The sequence below is a fragment of the uncultured Friedmanniella sp. genome (genome assembly GCF_964244285.1).
Taxonomy (GTDB): Bacteria; Actinomycetota; Actinomycetes; order Propionibacteriales; family Propionibacteriaceae; genus Microlunatus.
Genome location: NZ_CAXTHT010000002.1, coordinates 184,663 through 199,925 on the forward strand (window position 1 = coordinate 184,663; position 15,263 = coordinate 199,925).

General features: G+C 72.1%; 12 protein-coding genes. 7 read left to right on the forward strand and 5 right to left on the reverse strand.

What is annotated here, in order from left to right; genetic code table 11:
- Window positions 1-20 precede the first annotated feature (20 nt).
- Window positions 21-2,534 carry an immune inhibitor A domain-containing protein gene (locus ACFE7W_RS05160; RefSeq protein ID WP_375423719.1) on the reverse strand — a complete coding sequence of 838 codons (2,514 nt, stop codon included), beginning with the start codon at window positions 2,532-2,534 and terminating at the stop codon, window positions 21-23.
- A gap of 200 nt (window positions 2,535-2,734) precedes the next feature.
- On the opposite strand from ACFE7W_RS05160, the gene ACFE7W_RS05165 reads away from it, so the two are divergent.
- The 3 genes from ACFE7W_RS05165 (at window position 2,735) to ACFE7W_RS05175 (ending at window position 6,021) form a co-directional block, all read left to right on the forward strand.
- Window positions 2,735-3,727 carry a phosphotransferase gene (locus tag ACFE7W_RS05165; RefSeq protein ID WP_375423720.1) on the forward strand — a complete coding sequence of 331 codons (993 nt, stop codon included), beginning with the start codon at window positions 2,735-2,737 and terminating at the stop codon, window positions 3,725-3,727.
- A 38-nt stretch (window positions 3,728-3,765) separates the two neighbouring features.
- Window positions 3,766-4,089, forward strand: coding sequence for a chorismate mutase (locus tag ACFE7W_RS05170; RefSeq protein WP_375424207.1), 324 nt, complete (start codon window positions 3,766-3,768; stop codon window positions 4,087-4,089).
- Window positions 4,090-4,173: 84 nt separating this feature from the next.
- Complete coding sequence (locus ACFE7W_RS05175; RefSeq protein ID WP_375423721.1) at window positions 4,174-6,021, forward strand: alpha/beta fold hydrolase; 1,848 nt, start codon at window positions 4,174-4,176, stop codon at window positions 6,019-6,021.
- Window positions 6,022-6,064: 43 nt separating this feature from the next.
- Here the strand turns inward: ACFE7W_RS05175 and ACFE7W_RS05180 are convergent, their stop codons facing one another.
- Both ACFE7W_RS05180 and ACFE7W_RS05185 read right to left on the reverse strand, forming a co-directional pair.
- Window positions 6,065-6,946 carry a Rieske 2Fe-2S domain-containing protein gene (locus ACFE7W_RS05180; protein WP_375423722.1) on the reverse strand — a complete coding sequence of 294 codons (882 nt, stop codon included), beginning with the start codon at window positions 6,944-6,946 and terminating at the stop codon, window positions 6,065-6,067.
- Between the two features lie 28 nt (window positions 6,947-6,974).
- Complete coding sequence (locus ACFE7W_RS05185) at window positions 6,975-8,162, reverse strand: zinc-dependent alcohol dehydrogenase (protein WP_375423723.1); 1,188 nt, start codon at window positions 8,160-8,162, stop codon at window positions 6,975-6,977.
- 71 nt (window positions 8,163-8,233) lie between these two features.
- On the opposite strand from ACFE7W_RS05185, the gene guaA reads away from it, so the two are divergent.
- Together guaA and ACFE7W_RS05195 are read left to right on the forward strand one after the other, a co-directional pair.
- Window positions 8,234-9,796 carry a glutamine-hydrolyzing GMP synthase gene (gene guaA, locus ACFE7W_RS05190; protein WP_375424208.1) on the forward strand — a complete coding sequence of 521 codons (1,563 nt, stop codon included), beginning with the start codon at window positions 8,234-8,236 and terminating at the stop codon, window positions 9,794-9,796.
- A gap of 90 nt (window positions 9,797-9,886) precedes the next feature.
- On the forward strand, window positions 9,887-10,651 hold the full coding sequence (locus tag ACFE7W_RS05195) for a YaaA family protein (protein ID WP_375423724.1): 765 nt from the start codon (window positions 9,887-9,889) through the stop codon (window positions 10,649-10,651).
- Here ACFE7W_RS05195 and ACFE7W_RS05200 read toward each other — a convergent pair.
- The gene (locus tag ACFE7W_RS05200) at window positions 10,641-11,567 is read right to left on the reverse strand and encodes a LysR family transcriptional regulator (RefSeq protein ID WP_375423725.1); all 927 of its coding nucleotides are present in this window, start codon (window positions 11,565-11,567) and stop codon (window positions 10,641-10,643) included. The genes ACFE7W_RS05195 and ACFE7W_RS05200 overlap by 11 nt on opposite strands.
- Window positions 11,568-11,684: 117 nt before the next feature.
- Between ACFE7W_RS05200 and ACFE7W_RS05205 the strand changes: the two genes are divergently transcribed.
- Both ACFE7W_RS05205 and ACFE7W_RS05210 read left to right on the forward strand, forming a co-directional pair.
- On the forward strand, window positions 11,685-13,304 hold the full coding sequence (locus ACFE7W_RS05205; protein WP_375423726.1) for an FAD-binding oxidoreductase: 1,620 nt from the start codon (window positions 11,685-11,687) through the stop codon (window positions 13,302-13,304).
- A gap of 149 nt (window positions 13,305-13,453) precedes the next feature.
- Complete coding sequence (locus ACFE7W_RS05210) at window positions 13,454-13,861, forward strand: hypothetical protein (protein ID WP_375423727.1); 408 nt, start codon at window positions 13,454-13,456, stop codon at window positions 13,859-13,861.
- 89 nt (window positions 13,862-13,950) lie between these two features.
- Here the strand turns inward: ACFE7W_RS05210 and ACFE7W_RS05215 are convergent, their stop codons facing one another.
- Complete coding sequence (locus tag ACFE7W_RS05215) at window positions 13,951-15,258, reverse strand: MFS transporter (RefSeq protein ID WP_375423728.1); 1,308 nt, start codon at window positions 15,256-15,258, stop codon at window positions 13,951-13,953.
- Window positions 15,259-15,263: the final 5 nt, after the last annotated feature.

Sequence of the window (15,263 nt, forward strand, 5' to 3'; positions counted from 1 at the left end):
GCACCCCGCAGGAACGGCCTTCAGCTCCGCGCCGCCCGGCGTGCGTCAGCCAGCACGGCGGCCGGTGAGAGCGGTCGGGTGCTGCCGAGCCGGACCGACATCGAGGTCCCCTGCTGGCGGGTGACGCGCAGCCGCACCCCCAGGCCCGGGGTCTGCACGCCGACGCCGGGCAGCTCACTGCGGAAGTAGCTGCGGGTGTCGTCGAAGAGCGGTTCCGCCGCGGCCCCCCACAGGTGGGTCGGCAGCCCGTCGACGTGCAGGGTGAGCGAGTCGGCCCGGCGCAACGAGAAGGGCGCGTCGTAGACCTGGATCCGGCCCCGCCAGACCCGGCCGTCCGGCGTGTGCCGGACGGCAGGGTGCGCGTCGATGGGCAGCACCAGCCCGTGGCCGGGATGCGCGCTGGTGTTGTTGTCGACGTAGCGGGTGTCCCAGTAGCTGACGAGCAGCCCCGGCTGGTAGGGGAAGAAGTCGGCCTTCGCGGGGCGCTGCCGGCCGTAGCCGAAGCTGTACGGGCCGGTCCGCAGGTACGCGTCGTAGGAGACGTAGGAGCGGTAGGACGCCAGGTAGTACCGGTTGTAGCTGGTGGTGAGGGAGGCGCCGACGACGGTGAAGCCGTCGACGGTCCAGCCGTTCGCGCCGTCCTCCGCACCGTCGGCGAACACGGTGCTGCCGCCGCTGGTCAGCCGGAGGTCGTCGAGGTAGATGCCGGTGCCGGTGCTCGCGACCCCGCTCGCGTACTGCAGCCGCAGCTGCACCGACCGGCCGTGGTAGGCCGACAGGTCGAAGCTGGCCGGGACCCAGCCGCCGCTGTCGCCCTCGATGGTGTTGCCCTCGTCCGGGTTGGTGATGGTGCCGGCCAGGGTGGACCAGCCGGTGCCGTCGTTGACCTGGACGTAGGCGTAGTCGCACGGGTCGGGACCGCAGTCGGTGATGTCGTAGCTGGTCTGGAAGCTCAGGATGGCCGGCCCCTCGCCGAGGGTGACCGAGCGGGTCAGGCTCCGGCTGAGGTTGTCCCCGGCGCCGCTCCACCACTGCCGCACCCCCTCCGGCGGTGTGGGCAGCGGGGTGACGACCTTCGACGGCGGCAGCACCACCGCGAGCGCCTGTGGTTTCGCGCTCTGGTACTCGTGCGGGCCGAGATTGACGGATGTCGACGTCCCGGCCACGACGCGGGCGTAGTCGAGCCAGCCCAGCTGCAGCTTGTCCCAGGCGCCCAGGTCGGCGGGCCGGGCCCCGATCCCGTCGTCGCCACTGGCGCGGGACCGGCTCTGCGCCATCAGGGTCCACCAGTCGACGGAGTTGTCGGGTCCGCCGCTGGTGTCGTAGTGGTCGGGCAGACCGAGGTCGTGGCCGAACTCGTGGGCGAACACCGACAACCCGCCGTTCTCGGGCTGGATCGTGTAGTCGGCCACCCAGACGCCGGTGTCGCCGATCTCCGTGCCGCCGCCGAGGTTGCTCGCCGGGCCGGCTTGGCCCTCCCGGTTCTGGAACGCGCGCCAGCGGTGGGACCAGATGGCGTCCTCGCCGTGCTGGCGGTCGCCGTCGGCCTGGTCCTCCCCGGCGTGCACGATCTGGAAGTGGTCGATGTAGCCGTCCGGCTCGTCGAAGTTGCCGTCCCCGTCGTAGTCGTAGCGGTCCTGCTGGTCGAAGGAGGCGACGTCGGCCTTGATGTCGGCGTCACTGCGACCCGCCTGGTGCTGGTCGGCCACCCACTGGTCGAGGGCGTCGCGGAGCAGGTTCCAGGTGTTCGGGCAGACGTTTCCGGAGCAGACGGCGGCGTCGTTGCCGTTCGCGTCGGTCGGGTCGTCGTCGGAGCGTCCGTACGCGGCCTCGTTGTCGCGGACCCTCACCCAGTCGGTGACCTCGCCGTCGACGGAGTAGCGACCGGAGGACTGACGCTCGTAGTAGGTCTTGAGCGACTGCACGCCCTGGCCCTCGCCGAAGTACAGCTGGCGGTAGTGCGCGGGGCTGTAGTCGGGCTGCCAGAGCGTGCTGTTGTCCAGGTGGCGGTCGGGCTCGGGGATCTGGTTGTGCCGCGGGCCGTCGAACGTGGTCGGTCCCGGGATCGCCGGATTCGTGTCCTGGTCGGGATAGCTGGGGTCGCGCCCGTCCCCGAACTCGGCCAGCACGACGAAGATCTTGTCGGTCCGCGGTCGGCTCAGCTGGACGAACGAGGGGATGGTCCTCGGCCGCACCGCCTGGCCGGCCCACAGCCGGGTCAGCTCGCGACGGGTGTAGGGCGCCGGCTTGGTGCCCACCTGGACCACATCGACGCCGTGCCGGTGCTGCACCGTGCGTTCGCCGGTGAGCACGAGGTTCAGGGCTCGCTGCCGCAGCCGCTGCTGGGCCGCCTCCTGCGGATCGCCCAGGTCGTCCGGCATCGGCGTGGTCTTGGCGGTCTGGGCCACGGGTCCCTCGCGACCGATCCCGCCGGAGGGCGAGGCCGGCGGCCGGGCGAACGCGGGGCCGCCGGGGCCGATCGTGAGGGTGGCGGCGATGGTCAGGGCCAGTAGCCCGGTCGTTGCTCGGCGCACGACATCCTCCCTGGGCGACCCCCGCTGGCCCTCCAGTGCACGGACGAGTGCTCACCGTAACCGGCGGTGCTGACGAAAGACAGCTGTCGGTCGAGGTCAATTGGGCACTTTCGGCCCGGACCTCGCCCGGCGCGGTCAGGATCGCCTCACCGGGCCGTGCGGACGCAGGGTTGGGGGAGTCGGAACGAGGAGGAGGCGGCGTGAGGACCAGCGCTACCCCAGAAGTCGAGGACGCGACGACCGCGCTGGGCTGGGCGCAGCAGGAGCTGCCCGGTGCCGTCTCGACCTGGCTCCGGGCTCGGCCCTGGGCCGAGGTCTGGTCCGTGACGGCTCCCTCCGGGCGGTGGTGGCTGAAGGCCAACTCCGTCGCCACGGGCTACGAGCCGCGGCTGCTGCAGCTGCTCGCCGATCTCGGCTCCCCGCTGATCCCGGCGGTCCGCGTCCACCCGGATCAGCCCTGGTCACTGGTGGCTGACGCCGGGCGGCCGGCGCACGAAGCCGTACGACGAGCCGCCGACCCGGTTGCGGCGCTCGACTTCTGGTGCGTGCTGCTGGCCCGCTACGCCGAGCTGCAGCGGGCCGTTCCCGCGGAGCAGCTGCGCGGGACCGGCCTGCCGGACGCCTCCGCGACGGCCCTGCCCACGTTGCTCGCGGAGCTGCTGAGCGAGCCGGACTGGCTGGCGCCGGCTCTTGCGCCCGACCTCGACGACGCGGACCGGGCCCGGATCCGCGGCTGTGGCCCCAAGCTCCGCGAAGCCGCGGCCGCGCTGGCCGACGGCATGCCCGCCACGCTGCAGCACGACGACTTGCACGACGCCAACGTCTTCGTGTCCACCCCGGACCTCGAACCCGCGCGGGCTGTCGTCATCGACTGGGGCGACGCGAGCCTCAGCCACCCCTTCGGCACCCTGCTGGTCACGCTGCGGGCCCTGGCCTCGGCGTGGGGTCTCGCGCCGGAGGACCCGCAGCTGGCTCAGGTCCGGGCCGCCTACCTCGAGGTGTGGCGGACGGGCGGTGAGTCGCCGGCTGAGCTCGACCGGGAGGTCGCGCTGGCCCTGCGGACCGGACCGTTGGTGCGGGCGGCCAGCTGGCGGCGCGCCCTGGGGACGCCGCAGGCCGGCCTCGCCTGGGGGATGGGCGCCGGCACCGCCCACTGGCTTCGACGGCTGGCCGACGGCTTGGCCGTAGGCTGACGCGCGTGGACGAGGCGGGAACTGAGGCGGGGACGCAGGTGGCCGTCCGGTCGGAGCTGCTGCGGCTGCGGATGAGCATCGACAACATGGACGCTGCCCTGGTGCACCTGCTGGCCGAGCGCTTCAAGATCACGCAGCAGGTCGGGGTGCTCAAGGCCAAGCACGGGATGCCGCCGGCCGACCCGGCGCGGGAGGCCCAGCAGATCGCCCGGCTGCGCTCACTCGCCGTGGAGGCCAAGCTCGACCCCGAGTTCGCCGAGAAGTTCCTCGGCTTCGTGGTCGCCGAGGTGGTCCGCCACCACCAGGCGCTGGCCGGTCCGGCCGACGGTCCGACCGCAGCTGAGCCTGACCGGACCCGGTGATTTGCACCAGGCCTGGTTCGTGCCTACGGTTCTCGCGCAGCCGCCCAGCTCGGGCGGCCTCGGCAGTTCGTGGGGCGGGATCGTATGGGCGCACGCACGCGCCGGGCGCTGGTCGGCATGCTCGGCCTCTTCCTGGCTCTGCCGCTGACCGTAGCCACGGGCACCGGGCTCGCCGCGGCCCAGCCCGACGCCGCCGACGCCCCTGTCACGGACCTGCCGGCGAACACCCCGGCGGCCGAGCTGGCGGTTCCGTCGCGGTACCTGCGACAGTCGCTGGACTGGCAGGAGTGCGACTTCAGCTCCTACGTCCGCAGCATCAGCCCGCAGGCGCCCGTGACCAGCTGTGCCACGATCCTCGTGCCGATGGACTGGCGTCACCCTGACGCGCACCCCGACATTTCGTTGGCGATCGCGCTCAGCCACGCAACCGGCCACTCCCAGGGCCTGTTGACCCTCAACCCGGGCGGTCCCGGTCTGAGCGCGCTCGACAACCCAGCCCTGTTCGCCACCGCGCAGCCTCGCCTGTTCGCCGACTACGACCTGCTCGGCTTCGACCCCCGCGGCTACGGCCACAGCGAGCTCGCCCGGTGTCCAGCCCCGGCCGGAGCCTGGGAGGCGCTGCCGAGCGTCCCCGACCTGCGGGTCCGGAACGCGGCGACCCATCGGGTGGAGACGGCCACGGCCCGGCTGCAGGCGAGGGCGTGCGCCTCGCGCGAGCTCAACCGGTTCGTCGGCACCCAGCAGACCGTCGACGACCTCGAGTTCCTGCGCACCTACCTGAGCCGGCACCGCTCCCTCTCGGCGACAGCGGCGGGTCGGTCAGGAGCGGCGAAGACCGCGGCCAGTTACGACCGGCTCAACTACCTCGGCTACTCCTACGGCACCTGGCTCGGCGCCTGGTACGCCGACTCCTACCCCACCCACACCGGCCGCTTCATCCTGGACTCCAACATGAACTGGACCTCCTCGATGTATGCGAACCAGCGCAGCGACTCGTTCTCCTTCCAGCGCCGCCGCGACCGGATGCTCTTCCCGTGGATCGCCCGACACAACCGCACCTACCATCTCGGCACCACGCGGACCCAGGTCAAGCGCCGCTACGAGGTAATCCGGGCGGGCGTGCTGCGCGCCTACCGGGCCGGCCGGGCGCCGGCCAGCGCGATGGACCTCGACGCCGAGCTTCTCGGCCACCTCTACAGCGACGCCGACTTCCCCGTGGCGGCGGAGACGATGGTCGACTACGCGGAGCTGGCCGCCCGCCGCGTCGCCGCGGGATCCAGGCGCGACGCGACCGGCACCACCGACACGACCGCCGCGACCGAGGACGTCGACTCATCCCAGCTGGTGCGCTGCAACGACAGCGGCTACGCCCACGACGTCGCGCCGGTGCTGAAGCGCGCCGACGCCGACACCCGCTCGTACCCCTTCATCGGCTACTGGGACACCGTCGGCCAGTGCAACTACTGGCCCTACCCTGCGACGACGCGGACGATCGACCTCGCCGGCGCCCCCCGGCTACTGATGTTCCAGTCCGAGGGTGACCCGGCCACCGCCTACGAGGGGGCGGTTGCCGCGCACCAGGCCACGGCCAAGCACACCCGGCTGGTCTCGGTCGACGACGAGGGCCAGCACGGGCTCTACCTGACCGGGGTCTCACCGTGCGTGGAACGGATCGGCAACGCGTTCCTGTTCGACGGCCGGATGCCAGCCGCGGACATCGTCTGCCACGCCAGCCGGCTGACCGGCGACGCCAAGGCCTACCCGTTCCGCGGGCCGCTGGACGGCTACGGCCACCGCCTGAACGCGGTGACCACGCCGGGCTCGCCCGCGGCAGGACGGGCTGCTCCGCCGGCGTCCCCGACCAACCCGGTCGTGCAGCGGCTGCAGCGCCGTGTGGCCGTCCAGGAGACCCAGGCCCATCGCGCGCCCTGAGCCGGTCGGAGGCCTCGACGAGGCTGCGATGAAGGCCGGGGGCCTACCGGCCGACGGGGTTGGTCCGCAGCGAACGCTCGTCGAGTCGCCGGGCCTGCAGCCGACCGTCGGCGACCCGGACCTCGAACGTGGTCTGCGGGCGGCTGGCGGGGCCCTCGGCCACCGACCCGTCGCGCAGGTCGAAGGCGCTGTCGTGCCAGGGGCAGATCATGCAGCCGTCGCGAATGGTCCCCTCGTGCATCGGGGCACCGCGGTGGCTGCAGCGGTCGGCGTAGGCCACGATCCCCTCCGGCAGCCGGGTCAGCACCAGCGGCACCCCGTCGAGGTCGGCGCCGGTGAGCTCTCCCGCCACGACCTCGGCGGGGTCGGCCAGGTCGGTCCACTCCGACTCGCTGTGCTGGAACGCGGTGGTGTCGACCCCCACGCCCAGCGCGTACGCGAGGTGGCCACCGAGCCAGCCGCCACCGCTCACCCCAGCCATCCCAGCCAGCGAGAGCAGCACCCCGAGCCCACGACGCCCGCGACGGCGGGCCACCCAGCTGGCGACGTAGGCCGACAGGGCCAGGGTGTTGAAGGTGGCGTGCAGGAAGCCGACCCGCTTCTCCGCACCCTCGGTGTAGGACCAGTCGCTCAGGCCCGTGTACATGGTGGGCAGGGCGGTGACCACCCCGAGCGCGACCAACGTGCTGGCCGCGTCATCGTCGCCGAGGGCGTCGAAAGCCAGCGCCGACGACCAGGCCCCGATCGGGAACGCCACCAGCAGCGGGTGCAGCGGGTGCCCGATCGGGGTCCCGCTGGCCACGTGCCGCAGGGCCGGTCGCTGCACGACCGGGGCGACCAGCGCCGCGAGCTTTGCGGCCGGGGCATCGAGGAAGGAGGCCTTCTCGACGCTCGACGTGGCCAGGTCCATCAGCTTGTTCAGCACGAGAGGCTCCCTAGGGCTCCGGGACGAACTACGGCTTGAGGACGATCTTGATCGCGCCGTCCTGCTTCTTCTGGAAGATCTCATACATGTGCGGCGCCTCCTCCAGCGGGACCCGGTGGGTGGCGAAGGTGTCGACGCCCAGCGGGTCGTCGTCGCTCAGCAGCGGAAGGATGTCGTCGGCCCAGCGCTTGACGTTGGCCTGGCCCATCCGGAACTGGATCTGCTTGTCGAACATCACCAGCATCGGCATCGGGTCGGCCATCCCGCCGTAGACGCCGCTGAGGGAGACCGTGCCGCCGCGACGGACGATGTCGATCGCGGAGTAGACCGCGGCCAGTCGGTCGACCCCGGCCGTCTTGAGCAGCGGCTGGGTGACGGCGTCGGGCAGGTGGGCGGCGAAGCGCTGCACCAGCGAGGCCCCGGGCGAGCCGTGCGCCTCCATCCCGACCGCGTCGACCACCGAGTCGGCCCCGCGGCCGCCGGTCATCTCGCGGATCACGTCGCCGAGGTCGTCGCCGGCCTCGCTCAGGTCGACGACCTCGATACCGCGCGCCCGGGCCCGGGCGATTCGCTCTGGCACCAGGTCGACGGCGATCACCCGGCGGTCGGGGCAGTTGTGCTGCGCGATCCGGGCCGACATGTCCCCGATCGGGCCGAGACCGAGCACGACGAGCGTGCCGTCGGCCGGGGCGTCGGCGTAGGTCACGGCCTGCCAGGCCGTCGGCAGCACGTCGGAGAGGTAGACGAAGCGGTCGTCCGGCGGCCCCTCCGCCACCAAGATATGAGTGAAGTCGGCGTGCGGCACCCGCAGGTACTCCGCCTGCCCGCCGGGCACCTGGCCGTACAGCTTGGAGTAGCCGAAGAGCGCGGCGCCCGAGCCCTGTTCGCGGACCTGGGTGGTCTCGCACTGGGTGTAGAGGCTGAGGTCGCACATGTAGCAGTGCCCGCAGGCGATCTGGAACGGGATGACCACCCGGTCACCGGGGGAGAGGTTGGTGACGCCGCTGCCGACCTCCTCGACGATGCCCATCGGCTCGTGTCCCAGGATGTCGCCCGGATCCATGAACGCGCCCAACACCTCGTACAGGTGCAGGTCGGAGCCGCAGATGTTGGTGCTCGTGACCTTGATGATGGCGTCGGTGGGTTCGGTGATGACCGGGTCGGGGACGGTCTCGACGGTGACCTTGCGACGGTCCTGCCAGGTGACTGCTCTCATGTCCTGGACGTTATCCACTGCCGCCGACACAAAACGAGGAGCGGCGGGCGGCCCCTTAGACTTCGGGGGTGCTGAGCCAGCCGCAGGACCACGACCTGGTGATCGTGCTCGACTTCGGGGCGCAGTACGCGCAGCTGATCGCCCGCCGCGTACGGGAAGCCTGCGTCTACTCCGAGGTGATGCCGCACACCGCGTCGGTGGCCGAGATCGCCGCCCGCAAGCCGAAGGCCATCATCCTCTCGGGCGGCCCGCAGTCGGTCTACGCGCCCGGCGCCCCCCAGGTCGACCCGGCCCTCTTCGACGCCGGCGTGGCGACCTTCGGCATCTGCTACGGCTTCCAGGCCATGGCCTCCGCGCTGGGCGGCGACGTCGCCCGGACGGGGCTGAGCGAGTTCGGCCGGACCGAGGCCACGATCGAGACGCCGGGCACGCTGCTGGCGGACCTGCCGGAGTCGCTGCGGGTCTGGATGAGCCACGGTGACTCGGTGGCGGCCGTCCCGGCCGGGTTCACCGCGCTGGCCAGCAGTGCGGGCGCGCCCGTCGCCGCCTTCGAGGACGCCGGCCGCGGTTTCGCGGGCGTGCAGTGGCACCCCGAGGTGCTGCACAGCCAGGCCGGCCAGAAGGTGCTGGAACGGTTCCTCTTCGAGATCGCCGGCTGCACGCCCGACTGGACCGCGGCCAACATCGTCGAGGACTCGGTCGCCGCCGTCCGGGAGCAGGTGGGTGACGCCCAGGTGATCTGTGGTCTCTCCGGTGGCGTCGACTCCGCCGTGGCTGCGGCGCTGGTGCAGCGCGCGGTCGGGGACCAGCTGACGTGCGTCTTCGTCGACCACGGCCTGTTGCGCTCGGGCGAGTCCGAGCAGGTCAAGCGGGACTTCGTCGCCGCCACGGGCGTCGACCTGGTGGTCGTGGACGCCGCCGACCAGTTCCTGGACGCCCTGGCCGGGGTGAGCGACCCCGAGACCAAGCGCAAGATCATCGGTCGTGAGTTCATCCGCAGCTTCGAGGCCGCGGCCCGCCAGATCACGCGCGACGAGCGGGACGTCGAGTTCCTCGTGCAGGGGACGCTCTACCCCGACGTGGTCGAGTCCGGCGGCGGCGAGGGTGCGGCCAACATCAAGAGCCACCACAACGTCGGTGGGTTGCCGGACGACCTGCAGTTCTCCCTGGTCGAGCCGTTGCGGGCCCTGTTCAAGGACGAGGTGCGGGCGGTCGGCAGCCAGCTCGGGCTGCCCGCCGAGATCGTCTGGCGGCACCCGTTCCCGGGTCCGGGCCTGGGCATCCGGATCATCGGCGACGTCACCCGGGGCCGCCTGGAGATCCTCCGCCAGGCGGACGCGGTCGCCCGGGACGAGCTGAGCGCCGCCGGCCTGGACCGCGACGTCTGGCAGTTCCCGGTGGTGCTGCTGGCCGACGTCCGCTCGGTCGGCGTGCAGGGTGACGGCCGGACCTACGGCCACCCGGTGGTACTGCGACCGGTGTCCAGCGAGGACGCGATGACCGCGGACTGGAGCCGGCTGCCGTACGAGGTGCTGGAACGGATCAGCACCCGGATCACCAACGAGGTGCGCGAGGTCAACCGGGTGGTGCTCGACATCACGAGCAAGCCGCCGGGGACCATCGAATGGGAGTAGCAGGCGAGTGGGAGTAGTCGGGACCGCCGGACCGGGTAGACCTGAGCCGGGTAGTCGCGGCTCAGGTCTACCCGGTCCGCTTCCTCACCCATGCTGATCCTGCTGCCGCCGTCGGAGGGCAAGGCGGCCCCTCGACGTCGCGGCCGCCCGGTGGACCTCGATGCGCTGCCCTTCCCGGAGCTGACGCCGACGCGGCTCGCGGTCCGTGCGGCCCTGAGGGAGGTCAGCGGCCGACCGGACGCGCTCCAGCTGCTCGGGGTGGGCGCCGGCCTGCTGCCCGAGGTGCGGCAGAACCTGGCCCTGCCCACCTCGGCTGGGTTGGCCGCCGCCAGCGTCTACACCGGCGTCCTCTACGACGCTCTCGACTACGGCTCCCTCTCCGCGGGCGCCAAGCGGCGGGCCAACCGGTCGTTGCGGGTGCAGTCCGCTCTCTGGGGTCCGGTCGGGCCAGGCGACCGGGTCGCCCCGTACCGGCTCTCGATGGCGACGAGCCTGCCCGGGCTCGGACCGCTGGCCGCCGTCTGGCGTCCGGTGCTGGCGGGACCGATGGCCTCCCTGGCCGGCGACGGGGTGGTGGTCGACTGCCGCTCCGCCGCCTACGCCGCCGCCTGGCTGCCCGCCGGGGACGCGGCCCGGCGACTGGTCGGTGTTCGGGTGCTGACGCAGGGTCCGGGCGGGTTGACCGTGGTGTCGCACCTGGCCAAGCACACCCGCGGACTGGTCGCGCGGTTGTTGCTGGAGTGGCCCGAGCGCCTGGCGACGCCGCGCCAGGTGGCCGCGGCGGTCGGCGGCACCTACCGCTGCGAGCTCGTCGACCTCGGCCGCCGCGGCTTCCGCCTCGACGTCATCGGTTGAGCCGGCCATCGGCGCCGACCCGGAGCGGCTCGGTCACGGTGGCCAGCAGCTCCCGGAACCAGATGTGGCCGGTGTCCCGGTCGACGTCTCGGTGCCACCAGAACGCCTCGATCAGCGGCCCCGGGTCGGGCGAGCACTCGAGCACCCGCACGTCCGGGTGGGGGACGAGCCGGGGCACCCGGCCGGGCACCAGCGCGACCCGGTCGCTGCCGGCGATGTGCAGCGGGATCTGCAGGAAGGTGTTGACCGCGATCCTGGCCCGGATCTGCACCCCCGCCTGGGCGAGCACGCTGACCGGAGGCACGCGGGTCGACATGGAGCTGAACGCGAACACCCACTCCAGCCGGCTGAGGTCGGCCGGGCCGAGCTCGTCGCCCACGTCGACGTTGGTGCGCGACACGAGGCAGACCCAGCGGTCGCGGTAGACGTCGAGGTGGTGCGGGGACTGGACGAAGCCGTGGGGCATGACGATCCCGTCCACCGAACGCAGCAGGCTCTCGTCGTCGATCACCCGGCCAGGATGCTCGTGGCGCAGGTTGAGCGTGACCCCCGGAGCCCGCTCCGTCAAGGCGGCGACCAGCAGGGGCCCGACGAGGGCGGCCGCGTAGTCGGAGCAGAGCAGCACGAACTCCCGCGTCGAGGTCGCCGGGTCGAAGGCCGGTTCCAGGGCGAAGAGCCGCTGCACGCTGTCCAGGGTCGGCGCCGACCGGTCGGCGAGCTGGAGCGCCAGGGGCGTGAGCCGGTAACCGTGGCCCACCCGTTCCAGCAGCGGGTCACCGAAGTGCCGGCGCAGCCGCCCCAGGGCGACCGAGAGTGTCGGCTGGGACAGGCCGAGACGCTCCGCGGCGCGGGTCACGCTGCGTTCGGTCAGCAGCGCGTCGAGGGCTACGAGCAGGTTCAGGTCCAGGTTGCGCACGGCAGCCTCCCATCGGTCCCGGTCATGGCGATTCCTGATGAAGGGTATGCGTGACTCGGCATTGCTGATGGCCTTCGGCTCCCGCATCGTGGAGTGGTCTCACCGAGGAGGACCACCATGACCACGTCGCTCGACGTCCCTGCCGTCCTGCCGCCCGGCACGTCGGCCGCCACCCTCGCGGAGGCGCTGACCCGGTTCGCCGCGGTGGTGGGCGAGGCCCACGTCCGCCGGGCCGAGGCGGCGGGTGACTACACGGACCCGTACGCGTTCGGGGACGGCGTGGGCTCGGTGCCCGGTGGGGTGGTGCGTCCGGGCTCGGTCGAGGAGGTGCAGGCCGTCGTGCGGGTCGCCGCCGAGCGGTCGGTACCGCTGTGGACCGTCTCCCGTGGCCGCAACCTCGCCTACGGCGGTGCTTCGCCGCGGGTTCCCGGCTCGGTCGTGCTCGACCTGAGCCGGATGAACCGCGTGCTCGAGGTCGATGAGGAGGCCGGGTACGCCCGGGTCGAGCCGGGCGTCAGCTTCGCCGACCTGCACGCCCACCTGCGCACGCTCGGCTCGTCGCTGTGGATGTCGGTCCCCGAGCTGAGCTGGGGCAGCGTGCTCGGCAACGCCCTGGAGCGGGGGTTCGGCTACACCGTCGGCGGCGACCACTCCGCGCACATGTGCGGGCTGGAGGTCGTGCTCGCCGACGGGTCGCTGCTGCGCACCGGGATGGGGGCCATGGCGGGCAACCGGGCCTGGAGCCTCTACAAGGGCGGCTTCGGGCCCTCCCTCGACGGACTCTTCCTGCAGTCCAACTACGGCGTCGTCACCTCGATGGGCATCTGGCTGCACCCGGCACCGGAGACGGCGCTGATGATGAGCGTGGCCGTGCCGGGCTTCGACGACCTGGGCCCGCTGGTCGACACCCTGCGTCCGTTCCTGCTGGACGGCACGATCCGCAGCACCGCGTCCATCGGCAGCGTCCTCGCCCTGGCGTCGGCGATCACCGAGCGGCAGCAGTGGTACGACGGCCCGGGAGCCATGCCCGAACCGGTGGTGGCGAAGCTGCAGGCCGTCTTCGGGGTCGGCCGGTGGAACGGACGGGTCGGCCTCTACGGTAACGAGGAGGTGGTCGCCGCCCAGGCGAAGCTCGTCCGCCGCGCCTGCGAGCGCATCCCCGGCGCGGAGGTGGGCGTGCGCAGCTACCCCGGGTCGCCGACCGATGACCTGCACCCGGCCGACCGGACCCTGCTCGGGGTGCCGAGCACGGACATGGTGCGGATGGCCGGCTGGGCCGGTGGCGACCCCGCGCACATCGACTTCTCCCTGGTCTGCCCGCCGAACGGCGCCGACGCCCTGGCCCAGATGCGCCTGATCCGCCGACGCGTGAACGAGTACGGGTTCGACCACGTCGGTGGGTTGACCCTCTTCGGGCGGCATGCCGTCACCCTCGCCCTGCTCAGCTTCGACCGGGCCGACCCGGAGCGGCGGGCCTCGGTCCAGGAGGTGTTCCCACGCCTGGTCGCGGACGCAGCGGCGCAGGGCTATGCGCCCTACCGCGCCCACGTCGCCTTCATGGACCTGATTGCCGAGCAGTACGGCTGGGGCGACCACGCGGCCCGGCGGCTCCAGCAGCGGATCAAGGACGCGGTCGACCCCATCGGCATCCTCTCGCCCGGCAAGCAGGGGATCTGGCCGTCCCGGCACCCGGACCGGACGGCCGAGGTCGGTGAGCAGCCGCTTCATCGGCCGTGACGATACCGGGCATCGGAAACGCTGGATTCCCCGATGGGCGGGCGACTGCGATCGTGGTCAGGACGGCTATCCCACCACTCTCAGGAGATCCTGTGACGACACCCTCACCGACGAGCGCAGAGCACGACTTCGGGCCTAGCCCCAACGGCGTGCCGCCCATGCCGATGACGCCCGAGCCCGACCAGGTCAGTGGGCCCGACACCGACATCATGCATGGCGTGGTGCTGGACTACACCTACTCGGGCGGGCGGCACTACCAGCTGAGCTTCGACCACACCCACCACGTCACGTTCGCGATGCCGGACGTCCCCCGGCCCGAGGGCCTGCCGCCGGGCTCCCAGGCACCCAGCCTCGCCTACCGGGTGCGTGAGCTCAAGCCCGGTCTCGTGCTGGTGCACTGGATCGTCAAGCAGGCCGCCATCCACGTGGCGCTGACCATCGACCTCGAGGACAAGTTGCTGCACGTCGGCGCCATGATGCCGCCCAACCGCTGGGAGTTCTTCGACACCGCGGTGATCGACACCATCACCTACGTCGACAAGCCGGCGGAGGCCTGACCTCGCTCGGTCTGGACCCAGACGACGACGGCACCCCCGCTGCGGGGGTGCCGTCGTCGTCTGCGGGCCGTGCGCGGAGACCCGCGAGGTCAGCGCACGCTCCGCACCTTGAGCAGGGTCAGGGCGCTGATCAAGGCGAAGACAGCGCTACCCAGGAAGAGCGTGGTGTAGTTGCGCCCTGACGCGTTCTCCACCACCGTGAACAAGGACACCGACAGCAGCAGCGGCGCCACCGCCGGAGCCACGGTGTTGGGCAGGTTGTTCGCGATGTTGATCACGGCCAGGTGCTTGCCGGCGTCCGAGGCGCCGTTCGGCAGCAGGGCGGTCACCAGGGCGTCGTCGACCGACGCGTAGCAGCCGATGGCGAGGCCCGTGAGTGCGGTGCCGACCAGGTACAGCGGTAGGGCGGTGGCGAAGGTGTAGCAGAGCAGGGCGACCGCGCCGATCGAGGCGGCACAGATCACGAAGGGCTTGCGCCGCCCGACGCGATCGGAGAGCCAACCTCCGCCGCCGGCCCCGAGCACGGTGAAGATCGTCTGGACGGCCGTCCCCACACCGGCGGCCCGGACGGCGTCTTCCGGGGATCCGACACCGATCTGGTCGGTCAGGTAGAACACCTGGTAGGTGATCACGCTGGCGAAGGCCAGGTACAGACCGAACCGGCTGACCCACGCCCAGCCGAAGTCGGGGTAGCGGCGTGGGCTGAGCCAGTACGTCTGGGCCAGGGAGACCAAGGAGAACGGTGGCCGCCCCGTCCCGGTGGAGGGCGAGTCCGGGAGCTTGGCGGCTAGCAGCAGCACACCGACCGTGCCGATCGCCGACAGCACGGCCCAGGCGGTGGCGGGGCTCGAGGCCAGCGCGGCGCTGACCGAGATCCCGACGACGGTGGCGACCGCCATCCCGATGCCCAGCAGACCACCGACCCGGCCCCGGCCGCTGGGGTGGACGTGCTCGGGAATGAGGGCGAAGAGGATCGCCGACGTCGCCCCGAAACCGATCTGCCCGATCGAGGCGCCGACGATCAAGACGGCCCTGTTCCCGGCGCCGCCCATGATGAGGTTCCCGACACTGCCGACCAGCACGAAGACGACCAGCCAGGTCCGCCGCCGTCCGAAGCGCGCCCGCGAGCGGTCCGAGAGTGCTCCAGCAAGGGGCGCGGCGAGCAGTCCGATGACCGCACTGACCGTCAGGATGATCGACAGGGCCGTGGTGTAGTCATCCGGTCGCAGGGCGCGCACCCGCAGGGGGAGCAAGGTGATGATGGGCGGGAAGAACTCCGCCCACACGGCGCCGTTGGCGATCAGGATCAGTACCAGCAGCGACACCTTGACGCCGAAGCGCCCGGCGGGGGCCTCGGCCTCGGCATCGGGTACGACGGGAAGGGACTCGGTGGACATCGATG

Excerpts from the sequence above, each read along its gene's own strand:
- ACFE7W_RS05175 (WP_375423721.1), top strand. The coding sequence starts at position 4,174 with ATGGGCGCACGCACGCGCCGGGCGCTGGTCGGCATGCTCGGCCTCTTC.
- ACFE7W_RS05185 (WP_375423723.1), bottom strand. The coding sequence starts at position 8,162 with ATGAGAGCAGTCACCTGGCAGGACCGTCGCAAGGTCACCGTCGAGACC.
- ACFE7W_RS05195 (WP_375423724.1), top strand. The coding sequence starts at position 9,887 with ATGCTGATCCTGCTGCCGCCGTCGGAGGGCAAGGCGGCCCCTCGACGT.
- ACFE7W_RS05205 (WP_375423726.1), top strand. The coding sequence starts at position 11,685 with ATGACCACGTCGCTCGACGTCCCTGCCGTCCTGCCGCCCGGCACGTCG.
- ACFE7W_RS05215 (WP_375423728.1), bottom strand. The coding sequence starts at position 15,258 with ATGTCCACCGAGTCCCTTCCCGTCGTACCCGATGCCGAGGCCGAGGCC.